This window comes from Micromonospora sp. NPDC050795, assembly GCF_044456785.1.
Lineage (GTDB): Bacteria > Actinomycetota > Actinomycetes > Mycobacteriales > Micromonosporaceae > Micromonospora.
Window position 1 is genome coordinate 109462 of sequence record NZ_JBITGE010000003.1, and the last position, 21820, is coordinate 131281.

Annotated in this window: 23 protein-coding genes and 1 pseudogene; 7 read left to right on the forward strand and 17 right to left on the reverse strand. The window is 72.7% G+C overall.

The genetic code is table 11. From position 1 onward, the window contains the following. Positions 1 to 31: 31 nt before the first annotated feature. The 6 genes from ACIBEF_RS04130 to ACIBEF_RS04155 form a co-directional block, all read right to left on the reverse strand. The gene (locus ACIBEF_RS04130) at positions 32 to 394 is read right to left on the reverse strand and encodes an LPXTG cell wall anchor domain-containing protein (protein ID WP_396791021.1); all 363 of its coding nucleotides are present in this window, start codon (positions 392 to 394) and stop codon (positions 32 to 34) included. A gap of 101 nt (positions 395 to 495) precedes the next feature. After that, a complete protein-coding gene (locus ACIBEF_RS04135) occupies positions 496 to 1752 on the reverse strand; it encodes a PQQ-binding-like beta-propeller repeat protein (RefSeq protein WP_396791023.1) in 1257 nt (418 codons plus the stop codon). 83 nt (positions 1753 to 1835) lie between these two features. After that, positions 1836 to 2318 (reverse strand): SRPBCC family protein, encoded by a 483-nt coding sequence (locus ACIBEF_RS04140; RefSeq protein ID WP_396791025.1) that lies wholly within the window; start codon positions 2316 to 2318, stop codon positions 1836 to 1838. 144 nt (positions 2319 to 2462) lie between these two features. Then, positions 2463 to 2672, reverse strand: coding sequence for a DUF397 domain-containing protein (locus ACIBEF_RS04145; RefSeq protein WP_030327888.1), 210 nt, complete (start codon positions 2670 to 2672; stop codon positions 2463 to 2465). Positions 2673 to 2920: 248 nt separating this feature from the next. Further along, complete coding sequence (gene fahA / locus ACIBEF_RS04150; protein ID WP_396791027.1) at positions 2921 to 4117, reverse strand: fumarylacetoacetase; 1197 nt, start codon at positions 4115 to 4117, stop codon at positions 2921 to 2923. Next, complete coding sequence (locus tag ACIBEF_RS04155) at positions 4114 to 4983, reverse strand: hypothetical protein (protein WP_396791029.1); 870 nt, start codon at positions 4981 to 4983, stop codon at positions 4114 to 4116. Before ACIBEF_RS04155 ends, fahA begins: the two co-directional genes overlap by 4 nt. 94 nt (positions 4984 to 5077) lie before the next feature. Between ACIBEF_RS04155 and ACIBEF_RS04160 the strand changes: the two are divergent. Next, positions 5078 to 6243, forward strand: a pseudogene (locus tag ACIBEF_RS04160) (homogentisate 1,2-dioxygenase). 147 nt (positions 6244 to 6390) lie between these two features. Here ACIBEF_RS04160 and ACIBEF_RS04165 read toward each other — a convergent pair. Genes ACIBEF_RS04165 through ACIBEF_RS04180 form a run of 4 tightly spaced genes read right to left on the reverse strand, consistent with a single transcriptional unit; the run spans position 6391 to position 9166 of the window. Continuing rightward, positions 6391 to 7419 (reverse strand): tetratricopeptide repeat protein, encoded by a 1029-nt coding sequence (locus tag ACIBEF_RS04165; RefSeq protein WP_396791031.1) that lies wholly within the window; start codon positions 7417 to 7419, stop codon positions 6391 to 6393. A 10-nt stretch (positions 7420 to 7429) separates the two neighbouring features. After that, positions 7430 to 7915, reverse strand: coding sequence for a 2-C-methyl-D-erythritol 2,4-cyclodiphosphate synthase (gene ispF / locus ACIBEF_RS04170; protein WP_396791276.1), 486 nt, complete (start codon positions 7913 to 7915; stop codon positions 7430 to 7432). Between the two features lie 13 nt (positions 7916 to 7928). Further along, positions 7929 to 8624, reverse strand: a complete 696-nt coding sequence (ispD, locus tag ACIBEF_RS04175) for a 2-C-methyl-D-erythritol 4-phosphate cytidylyltransferase (RefSeq protein WP_396791033.1) — start codon at positions 8622 to 8624, stop codon at positions 7929 to 7931. Between the two features lie 56 nt (positions 8625 to 8680). After that, positions 8681 to 9166 carry a CarD family transcriptional regulator gene (locus ACIBEF_RS04180; protein WP_203148040.1) on the reverse strand — a complete coding sequence of 162 codons (486 nt, stop codon included), beginning with the start codon at positions 9164 to 9166 and terminating at the stop codon, positions 8681 to 8683. 328 nt (positions 9167 to 9494) lie between these two features. Here ACIBEF_RS04180 and ACIBEF_RS04185 point away from each other — a divergent pair, with 328 nt between their 5' ends. Continuing rightward, positions 9495 to 10187, forward strand: coding sequence for a hypothetical protein (locus ACIBEF_RS04185; RefSeq protein WP_396791036.1), 693 nt, complete (start codon positions 9495 to 9497; stop codon positions 10185 to 10187). A gap of 11 nt (positions 10188 to 10198) precedes the next feature. On the opposite strand, the gene ACIBEF_RS04190 is transcribed toward ACIBEF_RS04185, so the two are convergent. From ACIBEF_RS04190 to ACIBEF_RS04205, 4 genes are all read right to left on the reverse strand, one after another. Then, complete coding sequence (locus ACIBEF_RS04190; protein ID WP_396791038.1) at positions 10199 to 10843, reverse strand: hypothetical protein; 645 nt, start codon at positions 10841 to 10843, stop codon at positions 10199 to 10201. A 31-nt stretch (positions 10844 to 10874) separates the two neighbouring features. Then, the gene (locus tag ACIBEF_RS04195; RefSeq protein WP_396791040.1) at positions 10875 to 11933 is read right to left on the reverse strand and encodes a type III polyketide synthase; all 1059 of its coding nucleotides are present in this window, start codon (positions 11931 to 11933) and stop codon (positions 10875 to 10877) included. Between the two features lie 85 nt (positions 11934 to 12018). Then, on the reverse strand, positions 12019 to 13185 hold the full coding sequence (locus tag ACIBEF_RS04200; protein WP_357206309.1) for an acyl-CoA dehydrogenase family protein: 1167 nt from the start codon (positions 13183 to 13185) through the stop codon (positions 12019 to 12021). Between the two features lie 40 nt (positions 13186 to 13225). Then, the gene (locus ACIBEF_RS04205; RefSeq protein WP_396791042.1) at positions 13226 to 13999 is read right to left on the reverse strand and encodes a class I SAM-dependent methyltransferase; all 774 of its coding nucleotides are present in this window, start codon (positions 13997 to 13999) and stop codon (positions 13226 to 13228) included. A gap of 46 nt (positions 14000 to 14045) precedes the next feature. Between ACIBEF_RS04205 and ACIBEF_RS04210 the strand changes: the two genes are divergently transcribed. The 4 genes from ACIBEF_RS04210 (at position 14046) to disA (ending at position 18663) form a co-directional block, all read left to right on the forward strand. Next, positions 14046 to 14885 (forward strand): UbiA family prenyltransferase, encoded by an 840-nt coding sequence (locus tag ACIBEF_RS04210; protein ID WP_396791044.1) that lies wholly within the window; start codon positions 14046 to 14048, stop codon positions 14883 to 14885. Between the two features lie 140 nt (positions 14886 to 15025). Beyond that, positions 15026 to 15805 carry a hypothetical protein gene (locus ACIBEF_RS04215; protein ID WP_396791046.1) on the forward strand — a complete coding sequence of 260 codons (780 nt, stop codon included), beginning with the start codon at positions 15026 to 15028 and terminating at the stop codon, positions 15803 to 15805. Positions 15806 to 15889: 84 nt separating this feature from the next. Beyond that, the gene (gene radA / locus ACIBEF_RS04220) at positions 15890 to 17347 is read left to right on the forward strand and encodes a DNA repair protein RadA (protein ID WP_396791048.1); all 1458 of its coding nucleotides are present in this window, start codon (positions 15890 to 15892) and stop codon (positions 17345 to 17347) included. 131 nt (positions 17348 to 17478) lie between these two features. Next, a complete protein-coding gene (gene disA, locus ACIBEF_RS04225) occupies positions 17479 to 18663 on the forward strand; it encodes a DNA integrity scanning diadenylate cyclase DisA (RefSeq protein WP_030327921.1) in 1185 nt (394 codons plus the stop codon). A gap of 6 nt (positions 18664 to 18669) precedes the next feature. Here disA and ACIBEF_RS04230 read toward each other — a convergent pair whose 3' ends face one another. The 3 genes from ACIBEF_RS04230 to ACIBEF_RS04240 all read right to left on the reverse strand — a co-directional run bounded on the left by ACIBEF_RS04230 (position 18670) and on the right by ACIBEF_RS04240 (position 20574). Then, positions 18670 to 19386, reverse strand: a complete 717-nt coding sequence (locus tag ACIBEF_RS04230; RefSeq protein ID WP_396791050.1) for a hypothetical protein — start codon at positions 19384 to 19386, stop codon at positions 18670 to 18672. Positions 19387 to 19492: 106 nt separating this feature from the next. Further along, positions 19493 to 20065, reverse strand: a complete 573-nt coding sequence (locus ACIBEF_RS04235) for a peptide deformylase (protein ID WP_396791052.1) — start codon at positions 20063 to 20065, stop codon at positions 19493 to 19495. Then, a complete protein-coding gene (locus ACIBEF_RS04240) occupies positions 20062 to 20574 on the reverse strand; it encodes a glycine cleavage system protein R (protein WP_396791054.1) in 513 nt (170 codons plus the stop codon). Before ACIBEF_RS04240 ends, ACIBEF_RS04235 begins: the two co-directional genes overlap by 4 nt. Before the next feature lie 96 nt (positions 20575 to 20670). Between ACIBEF_RS04240 and ACIBEF_RS04245 the strand changes: the two genes are divergently transcribed. Next, a complete protein-coding gene (locus ACIBEF_RS04245; protein WP_393219359.1) occupies positions 20671 to 21582 on the forward strand; it encodes an A/G-specific adenine glycosylase in 912 nt (303 codons plus the stop codon). Positions 21583 to 21820: the final 238 nt, after the last annotated feature.

A 21820-nucleotide genomic window follows, 5' to 3' on the forward strand; every position in this document is an offset into this window, starting at 1 on the left:
GCCGTCAGCTCGGCCGGCTACGGCCGGCCCGTCAGCTCAGCCTGTTGCGGCGGGCGGCGAACCAACCGGCGACGATCAGGGCTGCGCCCAGGACGGTGAGGAGCAGCGCCGACCCGCCCGACCCGGTGACCGGCAACTCACCGCCGTGACTCGGTGTGGGCTGGGGCGGTGCCGTCGGTGTGGACGTGGGCGGCGGCTGAGTCGGAGGCGGTGTCGGCGACGCCGGCAGGATCTCGAAGGTGACGCCCGTGTCCGCCGACGGCTCGGCCCGGACGACGCCGAACCCCTGCGCCGAGGCGGGGTCGGCGGCCAGCACCGGCGACACCGCCAACGCCAGGCACGCGGTGGCGGCGAGCGCCCCGCCCACGAGGTAGTTGGCTGCTGTCCTGGCCATGCGCCGACCCCTTCCACCGGAAACCTGAACCGTGAAAAACGTACCCTTTCACGACAAAGGGAATGGAATTGTTCGGTGTTCCGAGCCGGAAGACACCACGATCAGGTGGCGGCCAGGATCACCGTCTCGCCGGTGTAGAAGTAGCGCCGGTCATCGCCGGTGGGGTCGACCGGCCTTCGGAGCCGCTCGATCGCGACGAAGCCGTCCTCGGCAGTCACCGCCCCGGGCGCCCAACCGGTCCCGTCCGACCCAACGTTGAGCGCGAATCGGGACAACTGCCTACCGGTCACCGGATCCAGCGTCACCAGATCGTTCGCCTCGGTCAGCAGGTGCACCCGGCCAGGCTGCCCCGCCAGCACCCGAGCCCCGTCCAGGCCCGCGGACCGCCACAGCTCGGTGCCCGTACCCGCCGATCGACCCACGACGACACCGTCGAGCACGGCGACGGACTGCTCACCGACCAGCGCGACGCCGGCCGGATCCAACGCGGGAGCGGCGACCGGCGAGCCGGCAGTCAACAACCAGCCCCGGCCGCCCTCGTCACCCGGCCCGGCGGTCCGCAACCCCAGACAGTCCGAGCCGCCGGTACGACAGCCGAGTGGCGTCACCACAAACCCGTCCGGGGCACCCGGCGGTCGCCAACGCTCCCGTACCTCGCCCGTGGCCACGTCCCGGAACTCGACAGTGGCCGCCCCGGCGCAGGTGTCCAGACCGATCAGCAGCCCGGTGGCGCTGGTGCCGACATCGCTGCGGCACTGGCCGGGCAACTCGACCCGCCACAGCTCCCGACCGCCGCTCAGCTCCACCCCGCGCGCCTGGGCATCCCCGGTCACCACCAGCACGATCCGCCCGTCGGGCAGGTCGGTGAGCTGGAGCCCGGGCGCATCCCAGACGGTCGCCGCCCAGGTACGACGTACCGGCACCGTGCTCTCGACAGGCTCCGGGCCGTCGGCTCGCCAGAGCACCCCGCCGGTCCGGGCGTCGAGTGCGACGAGCTGCCCGTCGGACCAACGGCTGACGACGGTACGACCGCTGGCGACCACCCCGGTCAGCTCCGCCGGCCAGCGCCGGTACGACCAGTACGGGCTGGTCCGGTACCGCCCGTCGACCGGTCGGTCGGCGTAGACCTGGCGGTGTGCGGCGTACACCCGCAGTCTCCCGTCGACGATCAACGGGGCGACCGGCAACCGACCGATCACTCCGGCGGCCGGTCGGGCCGGGGCCGGATAATCGGCCCGCGCCACAGTGCTCACCTCTGCCGGTGCGAGGACCCGGTGGACGATGACCGCGACGGCTGCCGTCGCGAGCAGCGCCGCGACCGCGATCGCGAGCCGTCGCCGGCCTCTCGGGAACCTCATGCCGCACCTCCGCCCGGCACCCTACCCAGCGGAGAGGGCCGGACCCCGTTCAGGTCACGGCCCGAGAGCTGACCGCCTGGCGCTCAGGCGGCTTCGACGGAGCCGGCAGCACCGGCCGCGACGGCGAGGTCGGCGAGATCACGCCAGAGCGCCGCCTCGACCGCCCGCGCGGCCAGCCCGCCGAGCAGCAGCGCCACCACCCGACCGTACGGAGCGGTCGGCACCGCCTCGTGGGTCACTGTGACCGCGGTGCAACCCCGACGGCGGCGGCGGACCGGCCGCAGGCTCCAGGTGATGCGGTAGTCGGCGCCGGTGCCGGAGGAGCAGAGCACCAGTCGCTGCGGTGCGAGCGCCTCGACCACCAGGAACTCCTCGGTCAGCGTGGCGCCGCCCGGCTGGACCCGTTCCTCGCGCCAGGAGGTGCCCGGCCCGAACGAACCCGGGGTGAGCACCTCGATCGGGCCGGCTGCGGTCAGCCGGGCCGCACGGCCGGACAGGTCGGTCAGCAGACGCCAGACATCGACAGCGTGCGCCTCGATGATCCCGGTAATCGCCACCGTCGACATGCCACCCTCCCGTGTCCCCGACGGTACGCGGAGTGAGGGCCGGACGGGGCCCCCGGAGCGGAATTTTCACCCCCCGGGGGCCACGCTGTCCGATTGGGCGGTCGCTTCGGCACCGGTCGTCGTCGACCGGCGCCGAAGCGCCGGTCAGCGCTCGAAGCGACCGGCCCGAATCGCGCCGATGAACGCTGTCCACCCCGGCGGGCTGACCGCGAGTGTGGGACCGGCCTGGTCCTTGGAGTCGCGGACCCCGACCAGACCGTGGACGTCGACCAGGTTGTCCGCCACTTCCACGCAGAGTCCCTGGTCATTTGAGCGGCTACTGGTACGCCAGACCGCGCCCGCAAGATCGTGCATAGTCGTTACCTCCGTGTGCGTCGGGATTGTCCCACCGCTGTGGACGGGCATTGGGCCCGGCCCGTGTGGGACCACTTGATCCGCGTGACCAACGGCGCAACGAGGGCTCTTGATCGCACCCGCTGTGCGATCAAGAGTCCCGTGAACGAGACGACTCGAAGACCAGATGGTCAGAGCGCTCCGGAGGGGTCGCAGTAATCCGACTCAGCAGAGAAAAGCCGCTGCTGGGCTGTACCGCGGTGCTGGCTTCAACGGGCCGGACGAACCGTGCCGGACACCTCGCCGAGGGCGATTGTGGTGCCGTCCGGGCCGGGCGCCGTAGCGGTGATGGTCACCGTGTCGCCGTCGTCGAGGAAGGTACGGCTCTCGCCACCCACGGTGACCGGCTCGGCCCCGCCCCAGGTCAGTTCCAGGAAGGACCCGACCTGTCCTCGTTGGGGGCCGGAGACGGTCCCGGAGGCGTACAGGTCACCGGTGCGCAGCGAAGCCCCGTTGACGGTGAGGTGCGCCAACTGCTGGGCGGGGGTCCAGTACATGGTGGCGAACGGAGGCTCGCTGACCTGGTCGCCGTTCCACTCGACCGACAGGCGCAGGTCCAGGCCCAGGTGCGGCACGTCCCGCAGATAGTCCACCACCGGCGGGTCCTGGTCGGGGGCCGCCACGTTGGCGTTGCCCAGGGCGTCCAGCGGCGTCACCCAGGCCGAGACCGAGGTGGCGAACGACTTGCCGAGAAACGGGCCGAGCGGCTGGTACTCCCAGGCCTGGATGTCCCGGGCCGACCAGTCGTTGACCAGCACCACACCGAAGACGTGCTCGGCGAAGTCGTCGACGGAAACCCGATCGCCCAACGCGCTCGGTACGCCCACCACGAATCCCACCTCGGCCTCGATGTCGAGGCGTACCGATGGACCGGTGACCGGGCCCTCGGCGGAGGCCCGCTGCCCGGTCGGCCGGGTCACCGGCGTGCCGGAGACGACCACCGTGCCGGCCCGCCCGTGGTAGCCGATCGGCAGGTGCTTCCAGTTGGGCAGCAGCGGCGGCTGGCCGGGGCGGAAGATCTGCCCGACGTTCGACGCGTGGTGCTCGGAGGAGTAGAAGTCGACGTAGTCGGCCACCTCGATGGGGAGCAGCAGCTCCACGTCGTCGAGGGGCACCAGCAGCGGCTCCACCGCGCCCCGGTGCGCCGGGTCGGTCAGCAGCTCGGTGATCCGCTGCCGTACCGCCGTCCACTGCGGACGACCCAGAGCCATGAAGTCGTTGAGCACGGGCCGGCACAGCGTACCGGCGGCCAGCACCAGCTCGGCGGCCTCCGCCGCCGCGAGGTCGAAGACCCAGGACCCGATCCGTACGCCGATCCGCGAAGGACCCCCGTCCTGCCGGAACACCCCGTACGGCAGGTTCGTCACCCCGTACGGCGAACCGTCGGCGCCGGTCACCCAGGTCATGCGTCGTAGCCCCCGTTCACCAGCCCAAGCCGGATCAGATCGGTCAGTGGTTCCAGGATGCTGCACGAGCCGAAGCCCACCCACAGGGGGCGAGGCCCGTCCAGCCGTGCCGTCGTGCGCTCCACCAGGGGGCGCGGGTCGACCACGGTGAGCAGCTCGGCGACCGAACGCACACCGTCACCCTCCGCGGCGGCCAGGGTCGCGGCCAGCACGTTGGCGTAGCCGTGGTGGGTGAACCCGGTCTCCGGGTCGAGGTGTCGGATCGCCTGGTGCAGCCCGGCGGTGAGCTTGAACGGCAGGCCCCGGTCCCGGCAGGCGCAGATCACGGTGGCCAGCTCGGTCGGGGTGGGGAAGAGTTCGGCGGCCAGGCCGCCGGTGCGGAACTTGGCCGCGATCGGCACCCCGTCGGCCCGGGCGGAGACGAGCGCGTCCAGTGCGCCCATCAGCCCGAAGGTCAGCGGCAGTTCGGCGTAGACGGTTTCCACGCCCGGTAGCGCGTCGGTCAGCCGCAGCAACTCGGCGATGCCGGGCAGCGGGTCCTCGCCGCGCTTGGCAACCGCCACCTCGACCTGCCGCGCCGTGACGCCGTCGGGGGCGAGGAACGACAGCGCGAACGGCAGGTTCCCGATCCCGGTGTCGCCGATCACCCCGACCACCAGGCCCTCGCCCGGGTCGACGAGACCGGTCAGCTCACCGGAGGCCACGTCCGAGGCGGGGATCAGCAGTGGGCCGACCAGGTCGGCGTACCAGGAGGTGCGGTGCTGGCGGTGGGCGACCAGGGCGTCGTGCAGCGCGGCGCTGCCCGGTGGGAAGACGGCGGCGTCGTCCACCAGGCCGTGGAGGAGTGCTGGCACCTGCGTTGACACGGAACAAGAATGTACGGGACGCTACGAGGAACGGACAACAGCGTCCGATTATCGGACGCCTTCGGCCGGTGAACGGGAAATATCGGGAGGCGAGATGCCGTACTACCGCAGCGTCGGCGAGGTGCCGCGCAAGCGCCACACCCAGTTCCGGCAGCCCGACGGCAGCCTCTACGCCGAGGAGCTGATGGGCCAGGAGGGCTTCTCCTCCGACTCGTCCCTGCTTACCACCGGCACGCGCCAACCGCGATCCTGGCCGCCGACGAGTTCACCCCGCCCACCTTCACCCGGGCGCCGAACCTGCCGCTCAAGCCCCGCCACCTGCGCACCCACAAACTGGACACCGGCGGTTCCGACCCCATCCTCGGCCGGCAGTACCTGCTCGCCAACGACGACGTACGGATCGGTTACGTCCTCGCCGACCGACCCTCACCGCTGTTCCGCGACGCCACCGGCGACCACTGCCTCTACGTCGAGTCGGGCACCCTGCGGGTCGAGTCCCCGTTCGGCGTGCTGGACGCGGTCGCCGGCGACTACGTCGTCATCCCCACCTCGACCATCCACCGGCTGGTGCCCACCGGCGACCAACCCGTCCGACTGCTCGCCGTCGAGGCGTCGGGGCACATCGGCCCGCCCAAGCGGTACCTCTCCGTACGCGGCCAGTTCCTGGAGCACTCGCCGTACTGCGAGCGGGACGTCCGCGGTCCCGACGCCCCGCTGCTCGTCGACGGCGAGGAGGTCGAGGTGCTGGTCCGGCACCGGCGCGGCTGGACCCGTTACGTCTACGCCAACCACCCGTTCGACGTGGTCGGCTGGGACGGGCACCTCTACCCGTGGGCGTTCTCCATCCACGACTTCGAGCCGATCACCGGCCGCATCCACCAGCCCCCGCCGGTGCACCAGACCTTCCAGGGGCCCAACTTCGTCATCTGCTCGTTCGTGCCCCGCAAGGTCGACTATCACCCACAGTCGATCCCGGTGCCGTACAACCACCACAACGTCGACTCCGACGAGATGCTCTTCTACACCGGGGGCAACTACGAGGCGCGGCGCGGCTCCGGCATCGAGCAGGGCTCGATCTCCCTGCACCCGTCCGGCTTCACCCACGGCCCCCAGCCGGGAGCCGCCGAGCGCTCCATCGGCGCGGACTACTTCGACGAGCTGGCCGTCATGGTCGACACCTTCCGCCCGCTGGACCTCTGCGACGCCGCCAGCTCCTGCGAAGACGAGGGGTACGCCTGGACCTGGGCGCGTTCTGTTTAGTCGCCGTTGGGGGTTTCGCCGGAGCCCGCCCGCTCTGGGCGGTCAGGCTTGATCCCGACGCGGTCGGGCTCCGGCGAAACCCTGGGCCGGTCGAGCTGAACGACGCTTGTGGATCATCCTGGCGGGCGCGGCCCGACGCTTTGGTGGTTACCGGATGGCGGTTCGGGTGAAGACGGCGAACTCGGCTACCGCTGTGGTGGCGATGGCCAGCACCAGCGGCCACGGGGAGCCGACCACGGCGTACACCAGCAGCAGCAGCGGCGCGGCGGCCACGGCGTAGACGGCCAGGGCCATCGCCCGGTCCGAGTGCAACAGGGCGGGCAGGACGGACCGGGTCAGCCCGGGCAGCCGGGCCGCGAGCTGCCAGACGATGATCCCGCCGGTGAGCGCGGCGAGCACCGCCAGGACGCGGGAGAACCCGTCGTTCGCCGACGCCGCGAACGCGACCAGCACCGCCGCCACCAGCGACCAGCCCGCGCCGTAGAGGACCAGGCGGTGCAGCCCGTACGCGAGGGTTCGTGGCGAGTCGATCCGCCTCGGGCTGACCGTCACCGCCTCGGCGACGTGCTCCAACGCCTCCGACCAGCGGCGCTGCTCCAGCCGCATGACACCCACGTCGTGGCCGGCCTCGCCGATCCGCGGGTCGAGCCGCAGCGCCTCCCGGTAGGCCCGCTCGGCCAGGTCGAACAGGTCCAGGCGGGCGGCGACCAGGCTGAGCACCAGGTGCGCCTGCGGCTCCTGCGGAGCCAACTCGACACCGCGCCAGGCCGCGTTCAGCGCCGGCTGACCGTTGCGGGCGCCGGCCAGGATCGCCGCCGCGCTCCGCTGGGCGTACGCGTCGGCCGGGCCGAGGGTGAGGATCCGGTCGGCGGTGGCCGCCGACTCGCCGTAGCGCTCCAGGTCGGACAGGGCCATGCCTCTGGCGACCAGCGGTGGCAGGGCCTCCGGTGCGGCTGCCAGGGCCGTGTCGGCGGCGGTGAGCGCCTCGGTCGGGCGGTCGGCGGCCAGGTGCACCCGGGCCAGCATGGTGAGCGCGTCGACGTCATCCGGCTGGAGGGCCAACCCGTAGGCCAGCTCCCCGGCCGCCTCGTCGTAGCGGCCGAGTTCGGCGAGGAGTTGGGCCCGCTGGACGTAGCCGTCGGCGGCGGACTGGTCGGGGGCAGGGTCGCTGGACATCGCGGCGAGCTTAGGCGGCCGGCGCGTCGTACACCAGGGCCACCGCGACCCCGGTCAACCCCTCCTCACGGCCGGCGAAGCCGAGCCCGTCGGTGGTCGCCGCCGAGACGGTGACCGGGGCGCCGACCGCGGCGGAGAGCACCTCCTGCGCCTCCTCGCGGCGCCGGCCGATCTTGGGACGGTTGCCGATGACCTGCACGGACACGTTGCCGATCTCCAGGCCGGCGGCGCGCACCCGACGGGCCGTCTCGGTCAGCAGAGCCACCCCGGACGCGCCGGCCCACTCCGGCTGGCCCACCCCGAAGGCGGAACCGAGATCACCGAGACCGGCGGCGGAGAGCAGGGCGTTGCAGGCGGCGTGCGCGGCCACGTCGGCGTCGGAGTGCCCGGCGAGGCCGTCCTGATCGGGCCAGAACAGCCCGGCCACCCAGCACGGTCGTCCCGGCTCGAACGCGTGCACGTCGGTGCCGATGGCCACCCGGGGAACGATCATGATCAGAGGGTACGCGTCAACCGGCCGAGGCAAGCAGATGCTCGGCCAGAGCCAGGTCGAACGGCCGGGTGATTTTCAGTGCGTACTCCGAGCCGGGCACGCAGCTCACCGCGACGCCCTGCTTCTCGACCAGCCCGGCGTCGTCGGTGAGGGAGTCACCGGCGGCGGCGTGGGCGGCGCTGAGCACGACCCGACGGAAACCCTGCGGGGTCTGCACCGCCCGCAGTGCGGAACGGTCGACGGTGCCGAGCACCACCTCGTCGGCACCGACTTCCTTGATCGTGTCGACGACCGGCAGGACCGGGATCACCGCGTCGCACCCGCCTCGTACCGCCGCCGCGACGGATTCGACCAGCTCAGGCGGGGTGAGCGCCCGGGCGGCATCGTGCACCAGGACGATCGTCGGACCGGGGGGCACCGCGGCCAGCGCGGCGGTCACAGACGCCTGCCGTTCGGCACCACCGGGCACCACGGTCACCGGGGCGACCGGGGCCAACAGCTCGCGGACGGCCTGCACCTCGGCGGCCGGCGCGGCCACCACGATGGTGTGCACCGACGGCGCGGCGGCCAGTCGACGCACGGCGTGCACCAACAGCGGTTCACCGGCGAGCAGACGCAGCGCCTTGGGTCGGCCGGGGCCGAGCCGTACGCCGGCACCCGCCGCAGGCACGAGGACCGCGACGTCACCGCGCGGATTGAGCTGCGCGGTCACGTCGCGGTCCTCGGTGGTTTCTTCACTACGAAGTGGGTACGACGATGCTGTGCGGACTAGGCCTCGGTGAGGACCTTGTCGAGCAGCGTCTCCGCCTCGTCCTTGGTGCTCTTCTCGGCCAGCGCGACCTCGCCGACGAGAATGTCGCGGGCCTTGGCGAGCATCCGCTTCTCGCCCGCAGACAGGCCCCGCTCCCGCTCCCGGCGCCACAGGTCACGCACGACCTCGGCGACCTTCAGCGGGTTGCCGGAAGCCAGCTTTTCCAGATTGGCCTTGTAACGCCGCGACCAGTTGGTCGGCTCCTCGGTGTGCGGAGCCCGCAGAACGTCGAAGACCTTACCGAGGCCTTCTTCGCCGACCACCTCGCGCACACCCACGATCTCGGCGTTCTCGGCCGGCACCCGGACCGTCAGGTCACCCTGCGCGACCCTCAGGACGAGGTATTTCTTAGGCTCGCCCTTGATGACCCGAGTCTCGATTGCCTCGATGAGTGCGGCCCCGTGGTGGGGGTAAACAACGGTCTCGCCGACACTGAAAACCATAGGTTCGAAACCCCTTTCGCTGTGTCTAGAGTAACACGGTCAGGCACTGATGTCTCTCCGATGTCCTGACCATTGGCGCAGCTCAGGGGCCCTGTGAGAGGTCTTGCTTCAGCTTGACAGGCGGTCAAACCGATGGTTCGAACACGCTCCGTAACGAACAAATGACTGGCCGGTACGGGTGAACAGAACGTCGAGATCAAGGGCTATGCGCTCCTCCCATGGTAGCCCGGCCAGCAGGACCGCGCCCAGATGTAGCGCGAGGAGCCCCTGGTGCGCGACCCTGGAGACCGAGCCGCACTCAGCTCTCGAGACGCTTCCAGGGGGTCCGATGGGCAAGCCGGACGCAGAGGGTCACGGGCCAGCCGACGGCCTGCCCGGCCTACCGCCCGAATGGGGCCGCGTGGTGGTTCCCGACGACGCCTCCGCGCTGGCCGCCGAGGCCGCTCAGATCCGCCGTGAGCTGCGCCGGGCCGACGGCCTCCCGGGCGGTTACCGGGCCCTGGGCCTACCGCTGGCGGTCCTGTTGGTGGCGGTCCTCACCACGCTGGCCGGCCTACTGGCGGTCACCTGGCCACGCGCCAACCGCGGAGCCGACCGGCCGACCCCGGCCCCCTACTCGCCACCCGCGACCCTCGCCGGCCGGGCGCTGCCCGCACTGGACCTGGTCGGCGCGGACGACGAGCCCGTGCCACTGCGCGGCCTGCTACCCGCCATGATCATCCTGTTGGACGCCTGCCCCTGCCCGGACCGGGTCACCGACGCCCTGGCGGCCGCTCCCGCCGGCGTCTCCGTAATCACCGTCAGCGGAGGGCGGACGGTGCCAGCCGGGCCCACCATCGAGCGGCAGGCTCGCGCCCTGGCCGACCCCGCCGGGGGCCTGCGTTCGTTCCTGGGCCAGCCGGCCCGCTCCGGCACCGCCACCGCCCTGCTCGTCGACCGGGCCGGCATCGTGACCCGGGTGCTGCCCGAGGTGGGCACCAGCGACTCCTACCGGAGCGACCTGAACGCCCTGGCCGCCTGAGCCGGCCGCGCCTACCCGGACAGCACGACGAGTTGCGCCTGGATGTCGACGGGCCGGTCGCCGGCCGACAGCGACAACCGGAACGGCCCGCCAAAGGGCAGCACCTCGGCGTTGGCGATCGTGCCGTCGCAGTCGATCCGTAGCTGACCGTTGATCTTGGCCTCGTCGCTCGTGAGCGCCAGCGTGCCGGGCCGGGTGCACCGGTACTGGAGCAGGTAGCGGGCACCGCTGTCGTTGGCCTGCCGGGTCACTTCCTGGCCGGCAGCGAGCTCCCGCTGCTCCCGCCAGACGGTCTCGTTGAACGGGGGCAGGTCACCCGAGGGGAAGAGCAGCGCCGGATCGCCCTCGATGTCGGTGATCGAGCCCGTCGCCGGGTCGATCACCGCATGCGGACTGCTCTCCACCCGGATGACCGCGCCGGTGTCCGGGTCCATCCGCGCCGTGATCCGCTCTTCGGGCTCCTCAGCCGCGATGAGACGTTCCAGAGGGGTGCTGACGCTCGCCTCGGCGCTCGGCGTCGCCGTGGCAGAGGCAGCCGTCCCGGCCGTCGACGAGGGCGCGGCCGAGTGCCACCACCAGCCGCCCACGACCAGGGCGGCCGCCGCGGCACCGAACAGCACCACCGAGCGCAGCCGGTCGTCCGCCGTCACATCCACCTCCCGAGCGTACCGGCCAGCCCGACGAGGTTCAGCCCTGTCGATCGAGCAGGGCGGCGTACAGGGTTAGGCCGGGACCGAAGGCCAACATGACGATGCGCCGAGCCGCCGGTGTCGCCCGAGCCAACCGGTCCAGGATCAGCAGGACGGTCGGCGACGAGCAGTTGCCGTGCTCGTCGAGCGTCGCCCGGGACGCCGCCAGCCCCAGCGGTGGCAGCGCCAACTCCCGTTCCACGACGTTGAGGATCCTCGGCCCGCCCGGGTGCACGGCCCAACCGTCCACCTCGGAGCTGGTGACGCCGTGCCGGGCCAGCAGATCGTCGACCAGCCCCCGGACGTGCCTCGACAGCACCTGCGGCACCTTCGGCGACAACCCCATCCGGAAGCCGGCGTCGGTGACGTCCCAGGTCATGTGGTCAGCCGTCGAGGTGTCGGTGACGGCGGTGACCTCGCGCACCGCGTACCCCGAGCCGCCCGGCACGACCACCGCGGCGACCGCGGCGTCCGAGAACAGCGCGTGGGAGACGATCTGCTGGGTGTCCACCCGGGCGCTGGACGGCTGGATGTGCAGGCTCGTCAGCTCCGCGCACAGCAGCAGCGCCGGACGCCCCCGGGCGGTGACGAAGTCACTCGCCGCGCCGAGCCCCGGCAACGCCGCGTAACAGCCCATGTGGCCGATGAACATCCGTTGGGTTTCCGGGGCCATGCCCAGGTCCCGGGCGAGCAGGATGTCCAGCCCCGGGGTGGCGTACCCGGTGCAGGAGCAGACGATGAACAGCCCGATGTCGCCGGCGCTCAGCCCGGCAGCGGTCAACGCCCGACCCACCGCCTCCTTGCCCAACGGCAGCGCCTCCACCTGGTAGCGGCGCATCCGGCGCTCGGTCGGCCAGTCCGAGACGTCCTCCAGCAGCGGATTGACCGCGGCCTGCCGCCGGGTCACCCCCGAGTTGGCGAAGATTCGCTGGGCCAACGACCGGGTGGTGCCGGAGAAGTGCCGGGAGAAGAAGCCCTCCCACAACTCGCCCTGCGAAGCGGACGGCGGCTGCGCTGTCCCGAGCCCCGCGATCACTGGTACGGACACGATCCCCACCTCTCGTCAGATGCTGTCCTCCCCCTGGCCGTCCCACCAGCCACGTCGGCTGGTCCTTCCTTCGCGCGAGCCCGGTGGCGCGGGCTCACCAACGTGGTGCCGATCCGTCACGATCCGGGTCGCCGCCCAGCGCGGCGATGCCGAGCCAGTCGGCGCAGACATCAGACGTGGCCGGGTGCAGCGAGCCGCATCGGGCGTCGCGGTAGAGCCGCTCCAGCGGATGACCACGGCGGGTGGCCGAGGTGCCCGCCGCCTCCAGCACCGACGCCGCCACCTCGGCGGCCGTGGTGCCGGCAAGCAGCTTCGCCCGCCACACCCAACGGTTGGTCTCCTCGTCACCGGGCGCCTCGTCCACCCGGCGGGCCGCCTCGGCAACCACCAGTTGCGCGGCGGCCGTCGCCGCGTCCGCCCGACCCAGCCTGGCCCGCACCGCCGGCAGACCGGCCAGGTTGCGGGCGTTCAGGTGCTCGGCCGCCGCGTCGATCGCCGCGCGGGCGACCCCCACGTAGACGGCCGCATAGCTGGCCACCAACCAGTGCGGCATCAGCTGCGCGACCACCAGCGCAAGCCCCTCCACCCCGCCGAGCAGCCGGTCGGCGGGCACCGTGACGTCCAGGTGCAGGTCGTGGGAGGAGGTGGCGCGCATGCCGAGCGAGTCCCAGGTCGGCTCCACGGTCAGCCCGTCGCCAGCCGGCACCAGGAACTGCGACACCACCGACTGGTCGGCCGCGCTGCGCGCCGCCACCAGGTAGCCGTCCGCGTGCCCGGCCCCGGAGCAGAAGGTCTTGCTGCCCTTGAGGTGCCAGCCCCCGTCCGTCGGCTCGTACGCAGTGGTCAGCTGGGACAGCCGGGCACCCGCGCCCCGCTCGCTCATCGCGACCGCGTACCAGGAGCCCTGCGCCGCCGCGCTGAGCAGCCGGTCGCGGGCGGCCAGCGCCTCGTCGGGTACGCCCAGCGCCTCGGCCAACTCCTCGGTGACAGCGCCCAGCGCGCCGGTCACCGAAGCGTGCATGTTGAACACCAGGGCGGTCGCACCGTTACCCCGGGCAAGCTCAGTGGCCACCGCTGCGTACTCGGCGAAGGTGGCGCCCAGACCGCCGAGCGCCCGGGGCACCATCAGCCCGAACAGGCCGGCCTCGCGCAGGTCGGCGAAGTCGTCCACGGGGAAGGAACCGTCCCGGTCGTGCTCGGCCGCCCGCGCGGCGAACCGCGGCGCCAACCGGCGTGCTGCCTCAAGCGCGTGCACCGTCATCTCGTTCCTCCTCGGCGTTCCATACCCCGCCACGGCCCGACTATCCTTTGCGGACCCCCCGGCCCTGGTACAGCACTGCGGTGGAGCGGGTCGCCACGATGCGCGGCGCGCGGCCGGCGGACACCGGACCGGCCGTTCGGCTCGCGCGAGCGCGGCGCAGCAGCCAGCCGAGCATGCCGCCGACCTGCGGACGGATGCCCCGCAGACTCAGGCCGACACCGTGGCGGGCGCACTCGGCCACCAGCGCCCGCGCGTCCACGAACAACTGTGGATCGTGGATGCCGCGGGGCACCGTCGGCAGGCGCTCGGCGATCCGGACCGCGACGAGCCGGGCCAGCGCCGTGTCGTTGAGGGTGTCCAGCACCAGCACGCCGCCCGGGCGCAGCAGCCGACACGCCTCGGCCACCGCGCGCGGCCAGGCCGGCACGTGCTCCAGCAACTCACCGGCCGAGACCACGTCGGCGCAGCCGTCAGGCAGCGGCACCGCCGTGGCGTCACCCTGGACCACCCGCACCCCGTGCTCGGCCGCCTGGACGAGTGCCGAGCGGGTCAGATCCACCCCGACGTGGCGGTAGCCCTTGCCCGCCAGGTGCGGCGCGAGCAGGCCGGCGCCGCAACCCAGGTCGACGAGCAACGCGCCCGGACGGGTGGCCGGCGGCACCAGCGCGGCGCGGGCCTCAGCCAGCCAGTGCAGCATCGCGAACGCGCCGTCCGGCCGCCACCACTCACCGGCCAGGTCGTCGTACTGACGCGGATCGTTTCGCGGCAGCACCCTCCGACCGGTGGACGCCCCGGCCGCAGCCACGTCTCGCATGGAACCGAGCGTGGCACGACTGCTCGGTAACGACCAGACTTCCCTTATGTCGTCGAGGGTGTTAGGGCTGGTCAGGGCAAGCCATCCGGAACCGGCCGCAGCGGTGACCACGGTGGCCGGTCTGCTGGCCTGGGGAGTGGGCCACCGGCCGACCGGAATCGTCTCGGTGGTGCTCGCCGTACTGGCCAGCCAGCTCGCCGTCGGGTGGACCAACGACGCGCTGGACGCCGAGCGGGACGCCACTGTGGGGCGTACCGACAAACCGGTCGCCAGTGGTGCGGTCGGTCGGCGCGTCACGGCCTGGGCCGCCGCGGTGGCCGCGGTGGCCTGCCCGCTGCTGGCGCTGACCACGAACCCGGTGGCGGCCTTCTGGCTGACGCTCGCCCTGGTCTCGGCCCTGCTCTACGACTGGCCGCTCAAGGCGACCGCGTTCTCGGTGCTGCCCTACGCCGTGTCGTTCGGTGCGCTGCCCGCCTTCGTGGTGCTGGCGCTGCCCGGCCAGTCGTCCCCGCCGGTCTGGCTGGTGACGGCGGCGGCCTGCCTGGGCGCCGGCGCCCACTTCGCCAACGTGCTGCCCGACCTTGCCGACGACGCCCTCACCGGCGTGCGCGGCCTGCCCCACCGGCTCGGTGCCGCCGGCAGCCGGGTGGCCGCGGCGGGTCTCCTCCTCGCGGCGACCGCGACGCTGGTTCTCGGGCCGCCCGGGCCGCCGTCGGCGATCGGCTGGGCGGCGGTCGGCACGGCCGCCGTGGTGCCGCCACTGAGCTGGTACGCCGGACGCTCGGCGATCCGGACGGGCCGGCGGCCGGTGGCGGCCTTCCGGGCGGTGATGCTGGTGGCCCTCATCGACGTGGTTCTGCTGGTAGCGAGCGGTCGGGTGGTGTGAACGCCACCCGGGCAGGTGGCATTGCCGGGTCCGCGTGCGGGCCTCGATCAGTCCCAACTACCCTGGAGCGCGGTCTGCGCGGGTATGGCCACCGTGCCCGGCGTACGGCCCGGGTGGGGATTGTGACGAGGAGGACCGACGTGACGCGCTCGATCAGGGGATCCCGGCGGGCGGCCCTGTTGCTGTCCGGGATTGCGGCGGCCAGCCTGCTGGCTTCGGGATGCGGCACCGGTCAGATCGCCGAGACCGCGTTGAAGGAGCCGTCGGTCCAGGGCGTCAACCTCACGACCAACAACGGTTCCTTCTCCGTGCGGGGCCTGCTCGTGGACTACCCGGGCACCGAGGGTTACAAGGCCGGGCAGGACGCGGGGCTCGGCGCTGTGATCTACAACGACTCCAAGGAAACCGTGACGGTCACCGTCACCACGGAGAGCGCCCGCGAGGTGGTGATCAGCGGCGGCTCGGCGAGCCCGTCGCCGTCCGCCTCGGAGTCCGCCTCCATGAGCCCGTCGCCGTCCAGTTCGGCCAGCCCGTCGAACTCGACGTCCGGTTCGCCGAGCCCGTCGGCGACGCCCTCCGAGACCGGATCGTCCTCGGCCACCCCGTCCGCCCCGGAGTCGGCGCGGGCGTCCGGTTCGGCCAGCCCCGCCGCCCCGGGTCAGCCGGCCCGGATCGAGCTGGCGCCGCTGAGCTACATCCAGTTCAACTCCGAGGCCACCACACAGCTCCGGCTGATCGGCCTGACCGAGGCGCTGCGCTCCGGCCAGAACGTCGTCGTGACCTTCGACTTCGGCAACGGCAACACGGTCACCGGGCAGGCGCCGATCGCGGTGCCGCTCACCCCGGCGGCCCCTCCGTCGCCGATCATCGAGCGCGAGGGTGGCTACGAGGGCAACGAGGGCGGCACGACCCACGAGTGACCGACCCGCACATCGACGAACGCCCCGGCGTGGTGACTACCACGCCGGGGTGTTTTCGTCGTACGCGAGGGCTAGCGTCCTGATGTGACCACCTCCCGATCGACACCTCCGCGTGGCGGCACGGCCGGTGCCCCCCGGGGTCGGTCCGCCGCCCGCGAGCCGCGCCCGGCCTACCAGTGCGACGCCTGCGGGCACCAGCCGCCCAAGTGGGTGGGGCGCTGCCCGGAGTGCGGCGAGTGGGGGGCCGTGGTCGAGCACACGGTGACCGGCCCGACGGTCTCCGGTCGGGTGGTCAGCTCCCGGATGCCGTCCGAGCCGGCCCGACCGATCGCCACCATCAGCGCCGCTCCGGCCCGCGCGGTGCCCACCGGGGTGAGCGAGCTCGACCGGGTGCTCGGTGGCGGCCTGGTCCCGGGTGCCGTGGTGCTGCTCGCCGGCGAGCCCGGCGTGGGCAAGTCGACCCTCCTTCTCGATGTGGCGCAGCAGTGGGCGGTCGGCGCCGGCAGCCCCTCGCTGGTGGTCAGCGGCGAAGAGTCGGTCAGTCAGGTGCGTCTGCGCGCCGAGCGGATGGGCACCCTGCACGAGCGGCTCTACCTCGCCGCGGAGAGCGACCTCGGCTCGGTGCTCGGTCACCTCGACGCGGTCAAGCCGGGCCTGTTGGTGCTCGACTCGGTGCAGACCATCTCGACCACCGGCACCGAGGGTGTGCCCGGTGGGGTGACCCAGGTCCGCGCGGTCACCGCCGCGCTGGTCTCGGTCGCCAAGGAGCGGGGCATCGCCACCGTGCTGGTCGGGCACGTCACCAAGGACGGCCAGGTGGCCGGGCCTCGGGTGCTGGAGCACCTGGTCGATGTGGTGCTGCACTTCGAGGGCGACAAGCATTCGTCGCTGCGCCTGGTGCGCGGCGTGAAGAACAGGTTCGGCGCGGCCGACGAGGTCGGCTGTTTCGAGATGCACGAGGGCGGCATCAGCAGCCTGGCCGACCCGTCCGGGCTGTTTCTGACCCGCTACGCGGAACCGGTCCCGGGCACCTGCGTGACGGTGGCCATGGAGGGGCGGCGGGCCCTGGTCACCGAGGTGCAGGCGTTGATCGGCGCGACAGTGGCGGGCTCTCCCCGACGCACCGTCTCCGGTCTCGACTCGGCGCGACTGGCGATGGTGCTCGCGGTGCTGCAACGGCGCACCGAACGGCTGACCCTGCACGACCGGGAGGTCTTCGCCGCCACGGTGGGCGGGATCCGGGTGGTGGAGCCGGCCGCCGACCTGGCGGTGGCTCTGGCGGTCGCCTCCGGCGGGCTCAACCTGGCGATCGCGCCGCACCTGGTGGCGATCGGTGAGGTGGGGCTGACCGGCGAGGTGCGCCGGGTCGGGGCGGTGCCGCGCCGGCTGGCCGAGGCCGCCCGGCTGGGGTTCAAGGTGGCTCTGGTGCCGCCCGGCTGCGGCCCGACCAGCACCGGCGCCGGCCCCGAGCAGATGCGGGTGACCGAGGTCACCGACGTCCGTTCGGCGCTGCACCATGCGGCTCGCGCGTCCGCCGAGTGACCCACCGTGCCGACGAGGGCGGCGAAACCGGACAGCACGTCGCAAGCGGGAAACGTTGGAAAGGGCGGCATCGTGACACATCACAGTAACCACGACAGCACCCACCGCACGGCAGTCCGTAGACTGTGCCCGTGCCGATCGACCGCGATACCACCAAGCCAGCCGGCGCGCCGCCCCAGGCCCGCACCGGCGCCGTGGGCTCGCCCGCCCGCCCGATCAGCGTGAGCGTGACTGCGGGGGCCGCCGGGAGCGCCGGAGATCCGCTACGGGCCAATCTCGCCCTGATGGCCCCGGGCACCGCGCTGCGCGACGGTCTGGAGCGCATCCTGCGGGGTCGCACGGGCGCGCTCATCGTGCTGGGCTACGACAAGGTGGTCGAGGGCCTCTGCACCGGCGGCTTCCCGCTGGACGTGGAGTTCTCCGCGACCCGGGTGCGCGAGCTGTGCAAGATGGACGGCGCTGTCGTGCTCTCCAGCGACGGCACCAGGATCGTCCGGGCGGCAGTGCACCTGATGCCCGACCCGTCCATCCCGACCGAAGAGTCCGGCACCCGGCACCGCACCGCCGAGCGGGTGGCCCGCCAGACCGGCTACCCGGTCATCTCGGTCAGCCAGTCCATGCGGATCATCAGCCTCTACGTCAACGGCCAACGGCACGTGCTCGACGACTCGGCGGCCATCCTCTCCCGCGCCAACCAGGCGCTCGCCACCCTGGAGCGCTACAAGCTCCGGCTGGACGAGGTCTCCGGCACGCTCTCCGCCCTGGAGATCGAGGATCTGGTCACCGTGCGGGACGCGGTGGCAGTGGTGCAGCGGCTGGAGATGGTTCGCCGGATCGCCGACGAGATCGCCGGCTACGTGGTGGAGCTGGGCACCGACGGCCGCCTGCTCGCCCTGCAACTCGACGAGCTGATGGCCGGCGTCGACGCCGACCGGACGCTGGTCATCCGGGACTACCTCCCCGTCGGCCGCAAGTCGCGCACCCTGGACGAGGCTCTCGTCGAGCTGGACCTGCTCGGTGCCACCGAGCTGATCGACCTGGTGTCGGTGGCCAAGGCCATCGGCTACCCGGCCGCGTCCGACGCGCTCGACGCCGCGGTCAGCCCGCGTGGCTTCCGACTGCTGGCCAAGGTGCCCCGGCTGCCGGTGGCAGTGGTCGATCGCCTGGTGCTGCACTTCGGCAGCCTCCAGCGTCTGCTCGGCGCGACAGTGGAGGACCTGCAAGCCGTCGAGGGGGTCGGCGACGCCCGGGCCCGCGGCGTCCGTGAGGGGCTGTCTCGGCTAGCCGAGGCATCCATCCTGGAACGTTACGTCTGACCCGGCTCAGCCGGTGACGGTGAGCTTCACCGGGTCGCTGAGCTTAGTGCCGACCCGGGCGAACACCTGGTACGACCCGACCGGCGGGAACGGTCCTCCGGCCAGCGCGCCGTCACAACGGCTGGTGTCCCGCCCGTTCCAGGGCACCTGGTAGGAGCGCTCGAAATTCGGCGTGAAGGACTGCACGTCCGAGCCCTCGACCTTGCCGCAGGTGTCCGACGACCAGACCTTCTCGGCCCCGGACTTGATGAAGATCTCCTGGAGGTCGGCGCCGACGTTGCGACTGCACGTCCGGTCCGACGTGTTCTTGATCCTCAGTTGCAGCTCGACCACCGCGCCCCGCTGCACCGAGGTCGGGCTCGCCGACGAGACCACGCTGATCTCGCCGTCGGTGCAGGTGCCGTCGTCCTCCGAACCGGCCGCCGCGCCCAGCGGAGGTGTGTTGCTGGTGATCGCCGGGCTCGGACTCGTCGCGCCCGAATCAGCGGACGCGGACGACGACGGAGCGCCGGTCTGCGGTGTCAGCACCGGCCCGGCGGGGCCTGACGTCGCGGCGGACGTCGCCGACGGCGACCCTCCCGCCTTCGGATCCCTGTCGCCGGAACGACCCGAACCGGTACAGGAGTAGAGCAGGACAATCAGGAACAGGAACCCCGCTCCGAGTACGACGGCGCGACGCCGCCAGTACACGGCGGGTGCCAGGGGGCCGACCGTCAGACGCATGATGCCCTCCACCGTAGCCGCGCCGTACCCGGCAGTGCGGCGCGACGCGCCGGAGCCACTCCGAGGCACCCGCGCCACCCTCCACTGCGGACGGTCCGCCACCCCGTCACAGGTAGACCTTGCGCTGATAGACCGCGTGCGCACCGGCCACCCGGTCCAGGAAGAGCAGCCCCGCACAGTGGTCGATCTCGTGCTGCAACGCCCGAGCCTCGAAGCCGTCGGTCACCAGCCGGACCGGCTCGCCGCTGCCCGGCAGATCACCCTCCACCACCAGCCGGCTGGCCCGCTTCACGTCACCGGTCAGGTCCGGCACCGACATGCAGCCCTCCCGGCCCGGCTTCCACCGCGTCGCCTCGACCACACGCGCGTTGCACAACACGAAGGTGCCGTGCACCGTCACCGCCTTGGGGTGCCCGGTCACGTCGACGGCGAAAACCCGAGCGCCCACCCCGACCTGCGGCGCGGCCAACCCCACGCAGCCCGGCGAGACCTTCATCGTGGCGATCAGGTCGGCCGCGAGTTGGACCGTCTCCTTTGCCGTGGGGTCGACCTCGTCCGCGGCCCGACTCAGCACCGGATGCGGGGCGGACACCACCACCCGCACCTCGCCCGGCACGTCCAGTGACTCCGGAGTCCACTCCCCCAGGCCGACCTCCGGCCCACGCTCCTCGCCGGTCACAACAGGTCCGGGTCCGCCGGGCGGAGGGTGACCTCCACGCCCAGCTCGGCAGCCGTCCGGTGCAGCCGGTCGAGCAGAGTCTCCGCCACACCGGCCGGCAACTCGACCTCCGCCAGGACCACGTAGAGCGCACCGGTCAACCGGGTACTCAGGTCGGTGACATTCCCCCCGGCGTCCACCAGCACCCGCGTCATCGCCGCGACGATCCCCATCCGGTCCGAACCGTGCACCGCCATCACGTACGGCTCACCCACCGGAGGAACATCGCCGTCCGGGGTGACCGCGCGTACCGTCGCCAGCAGCTGGCCCTCGGCGGCCAGCGACGCCAGTGCGGCCTCGACCTCGGCGGCGGCCGGGCCGGTGCAGATGAGGGTCATCGCGAAATACCCCCGCAGCCGCGTCATCGTGCTGTCGGTGAGGTTCGCGCCCAGTCGGGCCAGCACCTCCGCGACGTCGGCCACGATGCCCGGCCGGTCCCGACCGATGACGGTGATCGCGAGCTCGTTCATCCGCGCATTCTCCCCCGCCCGCCGAACGAGGACGTGGCACCCCGCCCGAGCCGCCCACCCAACGGGAACGCCGGGCGTGACATCATCGACGACGCCATGACTCAACCCGACTTCGCAACCCTGGTCAGCCGGTGGTTCCAGCAGCACGCCCGTGACCTGCCGTGGCGCGAGCCCGGCGTCACCCCGTGGGCCATCCTGGTCAGCGAGGTCATGCTCCAGCAGACACCGGTGGTCCGGGTGGTGCCGGCCTGGCAGGCCTGGCTGGCCCGCTGGCCCGACCCGGCCGCGTTGGCGGCGGACACCCCGGCCGAGGCGATCCGGATGTGGGGACGCCTCGGCTACCCCCGCCGGGCGGTCCGGCTACGCGAATGCGCGGTCGCGATTGTCGACCGGCACGGCGGACAGGTGCCGGACCGGCTGGAGCAACTGCTCGCGCTGCCCGGCGTCGGCACGTACACCGCTCGGGCGGTGGCGGCCTTCGCATACGGGCAGCGGCACCCGGTCGTCGACACCAACGTACGGCGGGTGGTGTGCCGGGCGGTAGCCGGCGAACCGGACGCCGGGCCCGTCACCCGGCCAGCGGACCTCGTCGCCACCGAAGAGCTGCTACCGACCGAACCGGCCGCGGCAGCACTGGCCAGCGCCGCGTTCATGGAACTGGGCGCAGTGATCTGCACGGCCCGGTCACCGCGCTGCACCGCCTGCCCCGTCGAGTCGGTCTGCGCCTGGCGGGCGTCCGGCCAGGAGGCGCCGGCCGGGCCGACCCGCCGACCCCAGCGGTACGCGGGCACCGACCGACAGGTCCGCGGTCTGTTGCTCGGAGTGCTCCGGGACAGCACCGGGCCGGTCCCACACCAGCGGTTGGACCAGGTCTGGACCGACGACGTGCAACGCGCCCGCGCCCTAGCCGGGCTGGTGCAGGACGGGCTGGTCGAACCCGCCGGCACCGACTCCTTCCGCCTGGCCGGTGACGGCCCGTCCCTGCCAACAGCAGACCTCACCACCTGACCTTCCACGGGCGCATCCTGCGCGCCAACCCATGGGCCGCGCGACCGCCTGCACACCCGACCCACACGCCCGCCCGGCCCGCACACCCGACCCGCACGCCCGCCCGGCCCGCACGCCCGGCCCGCACGCCCGCCCGGCCCGCACGCCCGCCCGGCCCGCACGCCCGGCCCGCACGCCCGCTCGGCCCGCACGCCCGCCCGGCCCGCACGCCCGGCCCGCACGCTCGCTCGGCCCACCC